Origin of the sequence: Exiguobacterium sp. s121, from assembly GCF_018617245.1 — a bacterium.
Lineage (GTDB): Bacteria > Bacillota > Bacilli > Exiguobacteriales > Exiguobacteriaceae > Exiguobacterium > Exiguobacterium profundum.
In genome coordinates, this window is record NZ_JACSJV010000001.1 from 1803631 (window position 1) to 1820813 (window position 17183).

Below are 17183 nucleotides of genomic sequence, written 5' to 3' on the forward strand. Positions count from 1 at the left end.
CTGCCATTCACTTAATAACGGTCATCATCCTGTCCCGAGGCATTCGTTTGGATGATGCGTACATAAAACGTGTCCTTCACGGCTTCAAACGGTTTTCCAGCCGGAAGCGTCGTGTAGACTTCCACTTTCGCCACACCAGGTTTCACTGGAATCAACTCTTTTCCTGATCCACTCACTTGAACATATTCTTCGCCGGATACAATCTCCATGCGATAGTCACGCCAAGTCGAAGTCGTAGGCCAGTAATCAAGAAGAGGTAGTCGTGGTGCCGTCCCTTCACCAATATTGATTGTCATGTCTTTTGACATCAATTGGTTCGGGTATTCGTTGACACGGACAATCGACGTGTTCGAACGAATGTTTCGTAACGCATTGTCATCGAATGTCGTCTGAATTGGAATGTCAGTCACGACACCATTATTTCCGTAACCATGGTTGGCACGTAATTCATATCCTGTCGCACTTTGTGTCACCGTCAAAGCAGATGGGATGGACCCGATTCGTTCAAACGGAATGGATACGGTTGGTGTTGAGGTCACTTGAATCGAGGCGACTTCGTTCACGCGTTTTTCTTCATCCAAACTATCCCATACCCAAAGGTCGAGTTGGCTCGGCGTTTGGCTCAAGGATGGTGCCTTGACTTGGATGGTAAAGACGGTGCTCGGAGTAGCGATATTCAAGCCACCGAAGAGGTCACCGACATCCACAGTCGCCTTAAACTGAGTCGTACCTGGTTTCAGTCCAATGATGTTCAAGTTGTTGCCAACTTGTTCAAACTTCACACTATCCCCAGATTCGACGACATAGCGAACCGACTTGTATTGAGCCGTTTCGGGCATGATTTTTGGTGTGACCGTAGTCGTTTGACCGACATACAACTCTTTCGACTGAATAGTAAGTTGCTCAGGTGGACTGATTACATTGACTTTCGACTCCGCTACGACAAGGGGTCTCTTATCGCCCGGATCGATTGTCAATCGCAACTTCGCAGTTCCTGTTTTCAAACCGGTCACAATCGCATTGTTCCCTTGCGTGACGAGTCTCGCGACACCGCTCGCATCGACGATTTCCCACTTCAAGCTACTCCATTTCGGGTTCGTAAAGGTGTTTCCTTTCGCATCCGTGATGGTCGGACTCACAATTTGCTGTGCCCCAATTTGTAAGGTGACGTCAGGAATCTTCGCTTCATACGCATACGGCGCCCCGATATTGATCAGCAAGTCTGGGAACGATGATTGAACCTCTAATTCCTTATCCCAGTCGTTAAGTTTATCTAAAATGTGATCTTGCTTCTTCGAATACTCAATTAACGTCGTTAATTGGTTATCCGCTTTTTTCAACTGGATGAGTGAGGCAGAAGGCTCGATGGCTCGGACGACTACTTCAAACTTCACGGTCCGGTCTCCACTATCGTTCGGAAGGAAAATGTTCGTGTTCCCATTTCGTTCATAGTACAAGTCCGGCTTCAACTGTAACTTGATTTCATTCGGCTTCGTGACAGGATATTCATTTCCGTTCGCGTCACGAATCGCCACGACTTCGAGTTGACTTGGCAGTTTTTCTGAGAAAGAGGTTGAATCCACTCGTAAAAACTTATCGCCCAACTGATTCGGCAATCGATCGAAACGTTCAGGATATTGAACTTGATAGTGAATCGTTCCCGTTTCGTACAAGTTGATTGTCGACGGGTCAATCGAACGGGACACTTGAATCAAGTCGGAAACATTCTCCGCACGTTTGACGTTGATGGTGAACGTATCGATCACCTTCGCATTCCGTTGATCGGACGTCTCGATTTTCACTTCAATCGGCCGATCTGCGACAACATCCGCTGCCGGAATCGTAAACTCTTTAACTTCGTAGTTGCGTAAGTTATCGAATGCGACCTGTTTCCCGTTATACGTGATTGTTGAATTGAGGAACAAGTCTTGGAAGTCATAATCGCTCGGCCGCCACATCAATTTGACATCTTGTCCCGCAGTCACTTCGACAGACCCGGCTTTTAAATCAGCAGAAGTATAGGACTGGTTTGAATCACTGACGGACTCAATCACGTTGTAAGGTTTATGATTTGCTCCGATAAAGGCGCGATACATCGTATTGATGAAGATTTTCTTCTCATCTTCTACCGAAAACTTGTTTGTGTGCCCAGCACCGGAGTAGGTGAAATTGTTTTTTGTATACGTATAGTAATGATTGTTTGCATCTCCATATACACGATTTCCACCTGTTGAATACAGGTTGTACCAAGGCGTCACATCCGGATCATTCAAATCGAGTGTGAAATATTGGTTATGGGTATTTGAGATATTTTTAATCGAATCGTCGAGGCGATACGGATAAGAAGTGAAAATCCCATCCTGTACCTTGACTGCCTTATTGGTTGTTTCAGGAGCACCAAATCCCATGTTCGTGTACATTTTTTGCCCTGAGATATTCAGTGAAGGATTGGCATTCACAAATTGACGTTCCCACTCGGACGTAGGCGATGACGAACTATTCGTACGGAAAATCGTATCGTGCGTCAACATGACGCCTTGTCCTGTTTCACTGAAACGTTTAACTTTCGCAGTGGCCGCAGCATTCATGCTTCCATAAACGTTGTACGAATCTTGGAAACCAAAGATCAGCATATCGTAGTCGTTATTGAGTAATGCCTGATCATAAGTACCACCCTCAAACTGACTCGTTGTACCGTCCGTTAAATTGAATTCATAATTCCCAGACGGGTCTACTAACATATTAGATAAATAGCTTGAAATTCTTCCGTTCGTGCCAGTTCCTGCAGTGAGCTGTAAGATGTTCGCTTTCACTTTTTCATCGAGGTAAAGAATACTCCCCTTACGATAATCCGCTCGACCTGTCAACGAATCCTTGACGACGAGCATCCAGTTCTTCGGTCCGCTAAACGTCGGACGCGATAATGTGAAATTGAGCGTTCCCGATTCTTTTGCCTGTTGCTCAATGACTTTTTCATCCGCATCAAATCGATCGTTATGGTCGTAATCGATATACAATTCTACGAATGCCGAAGGAGTTGGTGGTTGCGATAAAGTATAGGCAAAGTTGATTGGATGACGGACACCATCTTTTACTTGAATCGTCTGATTGCTAATCGACTGATTGTTGTACTTCACTTCAGTTGATTGAAATCTCGGACGGGAAATGGTGAGTTGATTCAACTGCTGCGCCATCTCACGATCGACATTCTGTTGATCATTTCGATTAAAGACTTTCACGTTCGCATAATCACGTTGATAGGCTGCCAAGCGTTTTAACTGTGTATCGCCGTTCGCAGCATCCTCATGCATCAGAAGCGGCAAGCCGACACGGACAACTGTATTAAATAGTTCCGTAGCTTTCAATTCTGTCAAATCGTTCAATTGATTTGTCGTGTCATGATTTTTCGAGTTGACGACAAGCGCCCCATTTTTATATTTCTCAGTTAAAGGACTGCTCCCAATCATGACCGCATCGAATGCACCTGTCATCGGAAAACGGGATGCGTTAAATTGTTTAATTGTCATGAATTGCGCATTCACTTTTGCAGTATTTACATTCAGTGAAGCACGATACGAATTCACCGCATTATTGTATTCAGTCACTGAAAGTACTTTCGAAGCAGTAAAAGCATCACGAAGAACCAACACGTTTAAAATCGGTTGATTGGTCTCCGCAACTACTCTCTGTGGAATAATGGATATGATTAATACGAGAACCGCTATGTATTGCATGAGTTTACGCAATGAATAGTCCTCCCTATTTTTAGTCTTCACTACTAATTATCCCACCCACTTGAAAAAATATACATCTATTTCTTTGACATCAGGTAAATGTTTTAGCTTAGGAAACGTCTCACTTCACTGATGAAATAAAGAGACCCGGTCACAATCAACGTCTCGCTTGTCGGCGACTCGACCCAATTCTGTAGCCATGCTTTCCATTCGACAAAGCGCGCCCCATCTTTCTCTAGTTGGGCTTTCGTTCTAGCACGCGGAAAGTCAAATGTCGTTTCGTAAACGTCTCCAATTTCTTGAAGCGCGTGAATCATCTTGTCACGGTCTTTATCTTCTAAAATCGCCGTCAACACTGCCACGTCTGTCTCATATTTGGCTTGTAAAACCAAGGCCTCGATGCCTTCCGGATTATGTGCCCCGTCTAAAATGATACGCGGTCGTTTGGAGACGAGCTCATACCGCCCAGGATGCCGTGCTCGCTCGAGACCTCTTCGGATTGCGTCATCACTCCAGCCGAGGTGACGCGCAACCGCCACGGCGCACGCCCCGTTGTATGCTTGATGATGCCCCGTCAAGCCGAGCACGACAGATGGCGTATCCTCATACGTCACGACGGTCTCTGCCCCGTCCACAATCTTCTTCACGATTGGACGAACATCTTGAATGGAAGAACCTACATCGTCCCCTCTTTGATGCAACAACTCAATCAACGATTTCTTCTCGATACTATGGAACATCGGCACGCCACGTTTCATGATGCCGTACTTTTCCAGCGCAATTTCTTCAAGCGTATCGCCGAGAATCCCTTGATGGTCATGTCCAATTGACGTGACGATCGTCGCGAGTGGCTGCTTCAATACGTTCGTCGAATCGAGACGGCCCCCGAGACCGACTTCCCAAATGATCAAGTCTGGACGTGTGTCATCAAAATAGCACCATGCCATCATCGTCAAGAGTTCGAACTCCGTCAACGTCTCTGGTGCTTTGTCCGCACACGTTTTGACTCGATTTGCCACGTCGACGAGCGCGTCTTCCGGAATCGGTTCGCCGTTCAACATGATTCGCTCCTCGAACTGAATGATATAAGGGGAAGTGAATGTGCCGACGGATAAGCCGTTCTCCATCGCCATCGCCCGTAAAAACGCGACGGTCGACCCTTTTCCGTTCGTCCCGGCCACATGGATGGATCGGCGTTCTTCTAACCCTAACTGCTCAATCATCCAGCTCATCCGCTCAAGACCCGGTTTGATCCCGAAGCGAAGCTGTCCACTCAACCAATCGAATACATCTTGTCTCGTCTTCATCTTCCACACTCCTACTGTTTACACTTCTGTTTCATCTTATCAAAATTCACGACAGCCGTTATGGAAAACAGTCTGTGCTATACTCGAAGCGAAGAAGGAGGCATGCGCCATGACAACTGACTGGAACTTCGAGGCGACTTACCTCGAACTACGTGACATCTTTTACGACCGTGGGCCCATCCATCCGGTCGACAATCCGACACTCGTCTTGTTTAACGATCCATTAGCCGCTTCGCTCGGCCTTGATGCGCAAAGCCTCAAACAAGACATCGATTTACTTGCCGGCAATCGTCAAACAGAGACGTCTTTCTCACAAGCATACGCTGGACACCAATTCGGCAACTTGACGATGCTCGGGGACGGACGCGCCCTCATGCTCGGGGAACATGTGACTCCGAACGGGAAGCGTGTCGATGTGCAACTGAAGGGTTCTGGACCGACGGAGTATTCTAGAGGGGGCGACGGACGAGCCGCACTCGGGCCAATGGTACGCGAGTTCATCATCAGCGAGGCGATGCACGCCCTCGGCATTCCGACGAACCGGGCGCTCGCCGTCGTTCAGACAGGGGAAGCCATCATGCGTCAAGGTCCGAAGCATGGAGCGATCCTGACTCGGGTCGCCTCAAGTCATCTTCGTGTCGGAACATTCCAATTCGCAGCAGGCGCCGGCTCCATCGATGACGTCATCGCTCTTACTGAAGTAGCAATCAAACGACACGATCCAGACTTGATCGATGCAACGAATCGCTATGAACAATTCCTCGGACGCGTCGTCGAAAGACAGGCGAGACTGATTGCCAACTGGCAACTCATCGGGTTCATTCATGGGGTGATGAATACGGACAATATGTTCATCAGCGGAGAAGGTCTAGATTACGGACCATGCGCGTTCATGGACACGTATCATCCGGAGACGGTCTTCAGCTCGATCGACCGAGAGGGACGTTACGCCTATGCGAATCAACCATATATCGGGTCTTGGAACCTCGCCCGACTGGCGGAGACGTTGCTGCCGCTCCTTGGCGAAACGAAAGAAGAAGCGGTTGATGTCGCGAACAAGCAACTCACCCGTTATACCGAGTTGTATAAAGAAGCGTACTTTACCGGACTCGCACATAAGATTGGCCTATTCGTCCGAAAAGATGGTGACGATGAGCTAACGGATGAACTGCTTCGCTTGATGATGGAGACGGAGGCAGATTATACGAATACGTTCCGTTCGCTGACGCTTGGTGAGAGTGAATCTCTCCCATTCTCAACCCGGGAAGATGGGAAGGCGTGGATTGACGCTTGGCAGAAACGTTTGAGTGAGCAAGGTCTCCCGGACGAGGACGTCAGTCGAATCATGCGCCAATATAACCCGGCCGTCATTCCCCGAAATCATCATGTTGAAAAAGCGATTCAAGCAGCAGAACGCGGTGACTTCGGACCGACCGAGTCACTACTCACCATTTTGCGTGACCCATATAACTACGACAAACCGGCTGAATATATATCGGCAGGTCCACCACGAACGTATCCGTATCAAACGTTTTGTGGCACGTGATAAAACAATCCCTCGAACACTTCAATCTGTTCGAGGGATTGTTTTACCTTACATTTTAATTCAAAGACCAAAATGAATCATATCTTTCCCTTCATCTCGCGCCTTGATAATTTTTATAATCAGCTGCCCCAATTCCGAAGTTGCCTGATTGTTCATTCTATTCAACACGACTTCAAAAAAGAATGATAAAGATGCATGCGGAATCAATGTAATGCCGCACTCATCCAATCCATGGCCAGGACAATGATATGAGTGAAAGAATGTGCGCATGTCACTTAACTGTTCAATCCATTGCTCCACTTCTTCCCCATCCACCACAACACATCCGTATCTTTCCGGTATATACTGCACATGAAGCTCTTCCCCATGAATGGAATCGATTATTCCAAATTCGTGATAATAAGACACAATACTCCCCCCATATCTTTATATACCAAAATGAACTACATCCATTCCTTCGCGTTGAGCTGAGAGAATGAGGGTTGCCAAGTCATTCAACTCCTCGGCATGATTGAAGATTGTGATTCTATGACAATCTCGTAAAGATGTGGCAAAGATTCGTTTGGGATAATGGTTATGCCGTGATAACACAATCCAAACCGAAGGCGATCGTATGAATGATAGTAGGTACGTACAATCGAACGCGCCTCCATCAATTCCTGGATCAATTCGTCATGAACCTTCGTATATGTAGGATGATTTGATACGTAGATTGGTAAATCTAACTCTCGATGCCATGTATCGAATTCATGGATTGGCAAAATATATGACGTCCTTCCATCGTTTTTTCTGCTCCAATTTGAATTTGAAAAATGCTTTCTTTATCTCCTACTAAATGGACTTATAATAGCCTGTCCCTGTTCCATCAAAGCCCATCTTTTTGTAGAATACGTGTGAACCCGTTCGTCGATTTCCTGTATTGACCGCTATTTTCATTATGCCATGTTGATGTGCCCACTCTTGAACATGATTCACTAAAGAAGCCCCTATCCCATTTTTTTGATGAGATGCCTTCACTACAAGAGCAATGATTCGAATGTAGGATGCATCTACTTCATAAGACACTCCTCTAAAAAAACCAATCATCCCTACAATTTCTTGATTTTCCACCGCTACAAATGTGTGATAATTCGAATCTTGTTGAATATTCATCAAACGGATTGCCATCTGCTTTTCTGTAGTCGGGTATCCCAACTCTCCCATTAATTCTGACAGTGCAGCTACATCATTCATTTCAGCAGTACGAATTCGTAGAATCATTTCCTTTCGATTGAGCAACAGGCCCCCTCCTTTTCATCGGTTCTATAAGTGTGCGTGTTCATCTTTACTCCGGATCATGAAACGGAAACGATACAGACGAAGGTTCCGGTAGCGAGTCAGTGAGTACCAATAACTCTTCTTCTGAGATATTTCCTGTCACGATAATCAGTCTTCCTTGTGATAAATAGTATAAACCGTTCCCATATGATTGTTCCAAAACATACGGTTCTGGCTGTTCCGACATCTCCCCTTCTACTTCAGTGAAAGAATCCGTCACAATGATACTGATGAGGCGTGTCTCGTCATATAACGTCCAAAGCTTCACCGACCAATCGCTACCTGAATAATCCGTACTGATGGCCTCCATCTCTTTATTAGGAAGATCTAATCCGTGAACGAACGCTGATGATGTTTCTGGAATCCCGAAACGTTGCATTCCACGCTGCGCCCACTCATTTCTCACATCGTAAATGAATACGCCAAACGGGTTCTCACGGTCAGGGACGGTCATCGCAACTAAACCAATTCCTCCGACCATCGTCTCCGTTAAAATGTGATCTTTCGATAAATGTCTCGTCGACCCATCTTCATATTGAAGGGTCGTTTGTGCCACAACGGCATCTGAAATCTGTTTCGTTCTTGCTGGCACTTCAACAATCGTCGTCCCCGTCACTTCTACGTCTGGAAATTGGGATTCATCAATCACTCTCTCCTTCTCAATCTCTTCCACATCCATCACATCCACTGTTTCGATAGATTTCGTCTCTTTTGGTGTCATACACCCCGCTAGTCCCAAGACAAGAATACATATTACCCCGATTCGTCTCATCTCATATCCCCTTTTCTACGCCCATATCTCCAAATTCTACCAAAACACAAAAAAAACCTTCTTCAGAGAATCAATCTCCAAAGAAGGTGTGAGTCTTACTTACGCAACTCTTCCAAACGGGCGCGGACCGCGTCACGCTTGTCGAGGTAGTCTTTTTCTTTTGCTTTCTCTTCGTCGATGACGTGAGCCGGCGCCTTGGCGATGAAGCCTTGGTTTCCGAGTTTCTTCTGCACGCGCTCGACTTCTTTCTCATACTTCGCCACTTCTTTTTCAAGACGAGCGATTTCTTCTTCGAAGTTGATGAGGTCTGCGAGCGGGATGAAGAGCTCTGCTCCCGTCATGATTGCTGACATCGACTTGTCCGGGGCCGTGAGACCACGTCCGATTTCAAGCTCTGTCGCATTCGTGAACTTGCCGATCGTCATTTCATTCGCGCTCAAGTAACCTTGTGTCGCATCATCGCTCGTCGAGATGAAGAGCTGAATTGGTTTCGACATCGGTGCGTTCACTTCGGCACGGATGTTACGAACCGAGCGGATGACGTTCATCACAGCTTCAAACGCTGGAACCGAATCCGCAAAGTGAAGGTCGTCACGACTCGTCGGGTAGCTTGCACGAACGATTGAATCGCCTTCGTGCGGCAAGTGTTGCCAAATTTCTTCTGTGAGGAACGGCATGAACGGATGCATGAGACGCATGATCGAATCGAGCGTATGCGCGAGGACCGAACGTGTCGTGTGCTTCGCCGCTTCGTCCTCACCGTAGAGCGTGAGTTTCGCCATCTCGATGTACCAGTTACAGAACTCTTCCCAGATGAAGTTGTACAAGTAACGACCGGCTTCACCGAACTCGTACTTGTCGACGAGGCGTGTCACTTGGTCAATCGTGTCGTTCAAGCGTGTCAAGATCCACTTGTCAGCAAGCGTCTTCTCACCCGTTAGGTCGATGTCTTCGACTTTGAGTCCATCCATGTTCATGAGCGCGAAACGACTTGCGTTCCAAATCTTGTTCGCAAAGTTCCATGTCGACTCGATCTTCTCCCAATAGAAACGAAGGTCGTTCCCTGGTGTCGAACCTGTGAGGAGGAACCAACGGAGTGAATCCGCTCCATACTGGTCGATGACTTCCATCGGGTCAACGCCGTTACCGAGTGATTTCGACATCTTGCGTCCTTCCGAGTCACGGATGAGACCGTGGATGAGGACGTCGTTGAACGGTTGCTTCCCTGTGAACTCGAGTGATTGGAAGATCATCCGTGATACCCAGAAGAAGATGATGTCGTATCCCGTGACGAGCGCGCTCGTCGGGAAGTAACGGTTGAAGTCCGGTGCGTCCGCATCCGGCCAGCCCATTGTTGAGAACGGCCAAAGTGCTGACGAGAACCATGTGTCGAGGACGTCTTCGTCTTGTGTCCAGTTCTCACTGTCCGCTGGCGCTTCTTTCCCTACATACACTTCTCCTGTTTCGTTATGGTACCAAGCCGGGATGCGGTGGCCCCACCAAAGTTGACGGCTGATACACCAGTCGCGGATGTTCTCCATCCAACGGAGGTATGTGCCTTCGAAGCGTTCTGGGACGAAGTTGACTTTCGTGTCGTCGTTTCCTTGTGCCTCAAGTGCCGCTTTCGCGAGTGGCTCCATGTCAACAAACCATTGTTTCGAAAGGTATGGCTCGATGACTGCGCCTGAACGCTCTGAGTGACCAACCGAGTGCGTGTGCGGCTCAATCTTCACGAGTGTGCCGTCCGCCTCAAGGTCTTTGACGAGTTGCTTGCGGCATTCGAAGCGGTCGAGCCCTTCGTACTTACCAGCATTCTCGTTCATCTTCCCGCCTTCATCCATGACGAGGATGCGTGGAAGCTCGTGGCGGTTTCCGATTTCAAAGTCGTTCGGGTCGTGTGCTGGCGTGATCTTCACGCAACCTGTACCGAACTCCATGTCGACATAGTCGTCGGCAACGATCGGGATTTCACGGTTCATGACTGGAAGCATGATCGTCTTGCCGATGAGGTGTGTGTAACGCTCATCTTTCGGGTTGACGGCAACCGCCGTATCACCGAGCATCGTCTCGGGACGTGTCGTCGCGATCTCGATGTGACCCGAACCGTCAGCGAGTGGGTATTTCATGTGATAGAATGCACCCTCGACTTCTTGGTAAATGACCTCGATATCTGAAACGGCCGTCTTTTGAGCCGGGTCCCAGTTAACGATGTATTCGCCACGGTAAATCAAGCCTTTTTCATAAAGACGGACGAATACTTCTTGAACGGCTTTTGAGAGCCCTTCGTCGAGTGTGAAGCGCTCACGCGAGTAGTCGAGACCGAGACCAAGTTTTGACCATTGGTCGCGAATCGTCTTCGCGTACTCGTCTTTCCATTCCCACGTCTTCTCGAGGAACTTCTCACGTCCGAGGTCGTAACGCATGACGCCTTCTTCACGGAGTTTTTGCTCGACTTTCGCTTGTGTCGCGATTCCGGCGTGGTCCATCCCTGGGAGCCAGAGCACGTCATAGCCTTGCATACGCTTGAGACGTGTCAACAAGTCTTGAAGCGTCGTGTCCCAGGCGTGACCGAGGTGAAGTTTCCCGGTAACGTTCGGTGGTGGGATGACAATCGTGTACGGTTGTTTCGAATCGTCCTCGTCTGCTTTAAATACATCGTTCTCTAACCAGTAGTCGTACCATTTTGACTCCGTCGCACTTGGGTCGTACTTCGTCGGCATGGTGATTTCATTTGTCTCATGGGCCATGTGTAGCGCCTCCTCTATCTTATTGGTGAACACAAAAACGGCTTCTCTCGTCCTATATGCTAAGGACGAAAGAAGCCGTGATCTTCCGCGGTACCACCTTAGTTCGCCAAAAAATGGCGCCCTCAAAATCGAATAACGGTCGATGGACCGAACTTTCCTACTCCATTCAGAAAGTCAGCTCCGAGGCGACTTCCGCGTCCATCCCTCGCAACCTTTCACCAAGCGGTCGCGTCTCTAAAAGGAATGGAGTATGCGTACTACTCCTCATCAAAGCCATTCATCGTATCTGTTAAATAATTGTAGCGACAGAAACGTCAGCAGTCAAGATTAGAGTGAAAACTCTTCTTGAAGCTCCTTGAACGTCGCCCCGACCGCTGCGATCGTCTTCTCGATATCCTCGTCCGTATGAGCCGTCGATAGGAACAATCCTTCGAACTGTGACGGTGGCAAGAAGACGCCGCGCGCCGCCATCTTCTGATAGTACGAACGGAACATCTCGAGGTTTGCCGACTTCGCTTTCTCGAAGTTCGTCACTTTCTCGTTCGTGAAGAAGAAACCGAACATCGAGCCAGCACGGTTCGTGTCGTGTGGGATGTTGTATTTCTCACCAGCCTGCGTGAAGCCTTCCGCGAGACGGTCTGCTTTACGCTCGAACTCGGCGTAGTGCTCAGGTTTGAGTTGCGAGAGTGTCGTGTAGCCGGCAATCATCGCGAGAGGGTTACCCGAGAGCGTACCTGCTTGATAGATTGGACCTTGCGGTGCGATCTGTTCCATGATTTCACGTTTCCCGCCGTAAGCGCCGACCGGAAGTCCGCCGCCGATGACTTTCCCGAGACATGTGAGGTCCGGTGTGACACCGAAGTACCCTTGTGCACAGTTGTATCCGACACGGAAGCCCGTCATTACCTCATCAAAGATGAGAAGCGCGCCGTTTTGTTCCGTGATTTCACGAAGTCCTTCGAGGAATCCTGGTTGTGGTGGCACGAAGCCCATGTTTCCTGCGGCCGGTTCGACGATGACCCCAGCGAGGTCGTCTCCGTATTTCTCAAATGCGACGCGGACTGCGTCCAAATCATTGTAAGGAACCGTGAGCGTATGGCTCGCGAGCTCTTTCGGTACACCTGGTGAGTCTGGAAGACCGAGCGTCGCGACGCCAGACCCGGCTTTGATGAGAAGCGAGTCACCGTGTCCGTGGTAACATCCTTCGAATTTCAAAATCTTTGTCTTTCCGGTATAGCCGCGTGCGAGGCGAAGTGCCGCCATCGTAGCTTCCGTTCCCGAGTTGACCATGCGGACCATCTCGATCGATGGGACACGGTCGATGACGAGTTCTGCCATCTTCGTTTCAAGCTCGGTCGGCGTCCCGAACGTCCAGCCTTTTTCAGCTTGTTCTTGGATCGCTTTCGTGACGACCGGATCACGGTGACCGAGGATGAGTGGTCCCCATGAGAGGACGTAATCGATATATTCATTGCCATCGATGTCATAGACGCGTGAGCCTTCACCACGTTCGGCGAAAATTGGCGTCATCCCGACCGATTTATAGGCACGGACCGGGCTGTTGACACCGCCTGGCATTAGTGGACGAGCTTGTTCGAACGCTTCCTGTGAGCGCGTTTGGTTGTATGTCATGCGTAGTCTCCTTCCAAATAGCGACAGACGTCTTTTGCGAAATACGTGACGATGAGATCGGCACCGGCACGTTTGAATCCGACCATCGTCTCCATGACGATGCGTTCTTCATCGACCCAGTCGTTGAGTGACGCGGCTTTGATCATCGCATACTCACCGCTCACGTTATACGCTACGATTGGCATATCGAGTGAGTCGCGCATGTCACGGATAATGTCCATGAACGCGAGAGCCGGTTTGACGATCATGAAGTCGGCACCTTGTTCGACGTCCGATTGTGACTCACGGAACGCCTCACGACGGTTCGCCGGGTCCATCTGATACCCTTTACGGTCGCCTTCACCAGGAGCCGATTGGGCTGCGTCACGGAACGGTCCGTAATACGCAGACGCATATTTGACGCCGTAGCTCATGATTGGAATGTGACTGAATCCGTTTTGGTCGAGACCTTCACGGATAGCTGCGACGAATCCATCCATCATCGAGCTCGGTGCGATGACATCGGCACCCGCTTGTGCTTGCGTAATGGCTGTCTGGACGTGAAGTGGAAGTGATGCGTCGTTATCGACGTCCCCATCCTTCACGAGACCACAGTGACCTGTCGACGTGTACTCACAAAGGCACGTATCGGCGATGACCGTGAGCTGTGGCGCCCACTCCTTCACTTTACGAATCGCTTCTTGGACGATGCCGTGGTCATGATACGCTTCGCTGCCTTCCGGGTCTTTATGTTCCGGCACACCGAACAAAAGCACAGATTGGAGACCGAGGTCGACGATTTCTTTGATCTCTTCTTCGAGTCGGTCAAGTGAATAATTGAAGACGCCTGGCATCGAGCTGACTTCACGTTTAATATTAGTCCCTTCAATGATGAAGAGCGGGTAAATCAAATCTTCTTTTCGAACATGATTTTCACGTACGAGGGCACGCATCGACTTCGATGAGCGAAGACGACGGTGACGGTCAAACTGGTTCATGAAAAATCCTCCCCTACACACTGTATTAATGCATCCATAGTATAACATTCTGGCACTCGTACCGGTAATGTCGACACTTGTCGGACGGCGCGTTCGGTCACTTCGCCAATGGCGTACCACGTCCCGTTGAAGTGGGACAAGTGTGGTGTGAGCGCATCGACGGCCGACGGACTCAGGACGAGTAACGCCTTCACCGTCTCGAGTTGTTGTTGTTGGTCCGAGGTCAATCGGATTGGAACCGTCTCATAGACGACCCAGTCCTGTACATGAGGCAACATCGACATATGGGACGTGTTCGCCAAATTGCCACGTGCAAACAAGACGACATCATCGGTCGAAACAACGTCAGATAACTGCTCAAAAAGCGCCTCACCCGTATACGTCTCCGGCATGAGCGAGACGGTAAAGCCCTCCGCTTCAAGCGCCCGCTTCGTCTTCTCTCCGACAGCGGCGACCTTGACGTCACGCGTCAGATTCCGAAGGGCTTGCACCGCGTTTTGACTCGTGACGACGAGCCAATCGAATCGTTCCACGGGTGGCGGTGTATGCGTCTCTCTCGTCTGAATGAGCGGGACATGATGAACGGAAAGACCGCTCGCCTCGAGCCGTGCCCGTTGCGAAGCGGTCATTCGTTTCGTTCCCGTGTACCAAACGTCACTCATTGACCGAGGCGAGGATTTCACGCCCGCCACGACCGAGCAATTCTTCTGCTACGTCCATTCCGAGTGCGATTCCGTCCGTTGACGTTTTCGTCACGCGAAGCACTTCTTTCCCGTCCACTGACGCGATGAGACCTGTCAGTGTCACGTCGTCACCGTCGACCGTCGCATAACCGCCGACCGGTACGTGACAACTTCCTTCAATCGCTTTTAAGAAAGTACGCTCCGCTGTAGCCGCTTTCGCCGTCACATCATCATGCAACAATTGAAGCACTGCCGTCACTTCTGCGTCGTCCTTGCGGCTCTCGATGGCGAGTACGCCTTGTCCGACAGCAGGTACCATGACGTCCGGGTCAAGCGCTTCGAAGTTGACACGATCTGTCCACCCCATCCGTTCAAGTCCGGCTTTCGCGAGCAAGATGGCATTGTAGTTCTCGGAGTCTAACTTCTTCAGACGCGTGTCGATGTTTCCACGAATCCATTGAATCTCAAGGTCAGGACGGGCTGCCAAGATTTGAGCACCACGACGGAGTGAGCTCGTTCCGACAATCGAACCTTTTGGAAGCGTCTCGAACGTGTAGCCGTTCTCACAGATGAGGACGTCACGCGCATCGACACGTTTCGGCATGCAGCTAATATAGAGTTCTTCTGGTAGTTCGGCCGGAACGTCTTTCATGCTGTGTACGGCGAAATCGATGTCCCCATCGAGCATCTGTTGTTGAATCTCTTTGACGAACAACCCTTTCCCACCGACTTTCGACAATTGCACGTCGACGATTTGGTCACCTTTCGTCACGATTTCTTTAATCTCGAACTCGTTCTTTGCTCCAGCTTGCTTCAACTGCTCGATGACCCATTTTGTTTGAGTCATGGCGAGTTGGGAACGGCGTGAGCCGACAATGATTTTCCGCATGTTCAATCTCTCCTTCATAGAAAAAGGCGACACGCGTCGCCTTTTTGTCTTGTTAGCGCATCAATGCGCGAAGTGGTGCTTTGGCAGAAGTGGCATCTGTTTCTTCCACTTCGTCTACAGGTTGTTCCGGCAACTCGACATCAAGTCCGAACGTCTCGATGAATTGAGCGATTCGAACGTTCGCGTCCGGTTGAGCCGCTGCATCTTTAATGTAGTCAATCGGGTCACGAAGCATTTGATTGATGATCGACTTCATGTGCTTCCCGATGACTTTCTTGTCTCGTGCTGACAAATGGTCGAGCTTACGCTCAAGACTCGTCATCGTATCTTCTTGAATATCAAGGGCACGAGCACGCAACTCGTTCATGATTGGCACGACACCAAGCGTGATGAGCCATGTTTGGAACTCTTGAATCGCTTCATCGATTTTCATTTCAATCTTTTCAGCCTCGACGAGACGCGCTTCAAGATTTTTGTTTACGATTCCATTCAAATCATCGACATCGAACAAATGCACACCCGGAAGTGTCGCGACCGCTGGATCGATATCTCGCGGCACAGCGATGTCAATGAGAAGAAGCGGACGTTCGCGGCGCAGCAACTGTGCAGCCGCTACATCGTCGTATCCAATGACGGCATCCTTCGCCCCGGTCGAACTAATCAAAATATCTGCATCAAGTAATCCACATGCGATCTCACGAATCGAATGGGCACGGCCTTTGAACTTATCCGCTACAGCTTTTGCTTTGCTCTCCGTCCGGTTGAAGACAGCGATTTGTTTCGCACCAGCTTCAAATAAGTTGAGTGTCGTCAATTCACCCGTCTCACCGGCTCCGACGACGACGACTTGTTTGTCTTCAAGCTGTTGATACATCTCTTGTGCGAGCGTCACGGCAGCCGAACTGACCGATACAGACATTTCCCCAATTTGCGTGTCCGTATGGGCGCGCTTGGCGAGTGTAACCGCTTCTTTGAATAATTTGTTGAAGACCGTTCCTGTCGTTCCATGCTCCTGGGCACGGAAGAAACTCGTCTTCACTTGACCTAAAATTTGTGTTTCCCCGATGATCATCGAGTCGAGGCCCGACGTTACACGGAACAAGTGGCGAATCGCCTCTTCCCCTTCTCGAATCGACAAGTATGGTGTGAACTGCTCCATCTCTAAGTTGAACCAGTTCGCCAAGAAACGTTTCGTGTAATAACGTCCAGTATGGAGTTGATCTGTCACGACGTACAGCTCTGTCCGGTTACACGTAGACAAAATAACCGACTCGAAAATGCTCTTCTCTTCGCGAAGTGCAATCATCGCATCCACGATTTCTTGCTCCCCAAACGAGAACTGCTCCCGAATCGCGACAGGGGCTGTCTTGTTATTTAGTCCAACGACGACAATATGCATGTATCTCTTCCCCTCATCTAAAATCCACCGACGGTTATCTCTTCTTTATTTCAATCTCTACCGTACATTATAACAGTTCTTATCTGGTAACTATAATCTTCTGTTTGATTTTCCTGAAATAAAATAAGAACTTTTTGTGACAAAAAGAAGTAGAAATGGCGAAACTCCATTCCTACCCTT

General features: G+C 49.2%; 12 protein-coding genes and 1 other annotated feature. Of the genes, 1 reads left to right on the top strand and 11 read right to left on the bottom strand.

The features are described 5' to 3' along the window. Positions 1-11 precede the first annotated feature (11 nt). Both KOG47_RS09290 and KOG47_RS09295 read right to left on the bottom strand, forming a co-directional pair. On the bottom strand, positions 12-3746 hold the full coding sequence (locus KOG47_RS09290) for a DUF5057 domain-containing protein (protein ID WP_251131825.1): 3735 nt from the start codon (positions 3744-3746) through the stop codon (positions 12-14). A 92-nt stretch (positions 3747-3838) separates the two neighbouring features. Continuing rightward, positions 3839-5041, bottom strand: a complete 1203-nt coding sequence (locus KOG47_RS09295) for a bifunctional folylpolyglutamate synthase/dihydrofolate synthase (RefSeq protein ID WP_215244110.1) — start codon at positions 5039-5041, stop codon at positions 3839-3841. Positions 5042-5150: 109 nt separating this feature from the next. On the opposite strand from KOG47_RS09295, the gene KOG47_RS09300 reads away from it, so the two are divergent. Continuing rightward, a complete protein-coding gene (locus KOG47_RS09300) occupies positions 5151-6587 on the top strand; it encodes a protein adenylyltransferase SelO (protein ID WP_215244111.1) in 1437 nt (478 codons plus the stop codon). Between the two features lie 60 nt (positions 6588-6647). Here KOG47_RS09300 and KOG47_RS09305 read toward each other — a convergent pair whose 3' ends face one another. The 9 genes from KOG47_RS09305 to hemA form a co-directional block, all read right to left on the bottom strand. Then, positions 6648-6995, bottom strand: coding sequence for a short-chain dehydrogenase (locus KOG47_RS09305; RefSeq protein ID WP_215244112.1), 348 nt, complete (start codon positions 6993-6995; stop codon positions 6648-6650). Positions 6996-7418: 423 nt separating this feature from the next. Then, the gene (locus KOG47_RS09310) at positions 7419-7865 is read right to left on the bottom strand and encodes a GNAT family N-acetyltransferase (RefSeq protein ID WP_215244113.1); all 447 of its coding nucleotides are present in this window, start codon (positions 7863-7865) and stop codon (positions 7419-7421) included. 46 nt (positions 7866-7911) lie between these two features. Then, positions 7912-8676: a hypothetical protein gene (locus tag KOG47_RS09315; protein ID WP_215244114.1), complete on the bottom strand. Its 765-nt coding sequence runs from the start codon at positions 8674-8676 to the stop codon at positions 7912-7914. 95 nt (positions 8677-8771) lie between these two features. Beyond that, the gene (locus tag KOG47_RS09320) at positions 8772-11423 is read right to left on the bottom strand and encodes a valine--tRNA ligase (protein WP_215244115.1); all 2652 of its coding nucleotides are present in this window, start codon (positions 11421-11423) and stop codon (positions 8772-8774) included. Between the two features lie 58 nt (positions 11424-11481). After that, positions 11482-11703: a binding site (T-box leader), on the bottom strand. A gap of 47 nt (positions 11704-11750) precedes the next feature. Then, entirely contained in the window at positions 11751-13055 is a 1305-nt protein-coding gene (gene hemL / locus KOG47_RS09325; RefSeq protein ID WP_215244116.1) for a glutamate-1-semialdehyde 2,1-aminomutase, read from the bottom strand. Further along, positions 13052-14032, bottom strand: a complete 981-nt coding sequence (gene hemB, locus KOG47_RS09330) for a porphobilinogen synthase (RefSeq protein WP_074037524.1) — start codon at positions 14030-14032, stop codon at positions 13052-13054. Before hemB ends, hemL begins: the two co-directional genes overlap by 4 nt. Then, positions 14029-14661 (bottom strand): uroporphyrinogen-III synthase, encoded by a 633-nt coding sequence (locus KOG47_RS09335; RefSeq protein ID WP_215244117.1) that lies wholly within the window; start codon positions 14659-14661, stop codon positions 14029-14031. Before KOG47_RS09335 ends, hemB begins: the two co-directional genes overlap by 4 nt. Before the next feature lie 25 nt (positions 14662-14686). Continuing rightward, positions 14687-15604: a hydroxymethylbilane synthase gene (hemC, locus tag KOG47_RS09340; RefSeq protein WP_215244118.1), complete on the bottom strand. Its 918-nt coding sequence runs from the start codon at positions 15602-15604 to the stop codon at positions 14687-14689. A 52-nt stretch (positions 15605-15656) separates the two neighbouring features. Beyond that, positions 15657-17003 carry a glutamyl-tRNA reductase gene (hemA, locus tag KOG47_RS09345; protein WP_074037529.1) on the bottom strand — a complete coding sequence of 449 codons (1347 nt, stop codon included), beginning with the start codon at positions 17001-17003 and terminating at the stop codon, positions 15657-15659. Between the last annotated feature and the right edge of the window lie 180 nt (positions 17004-17183).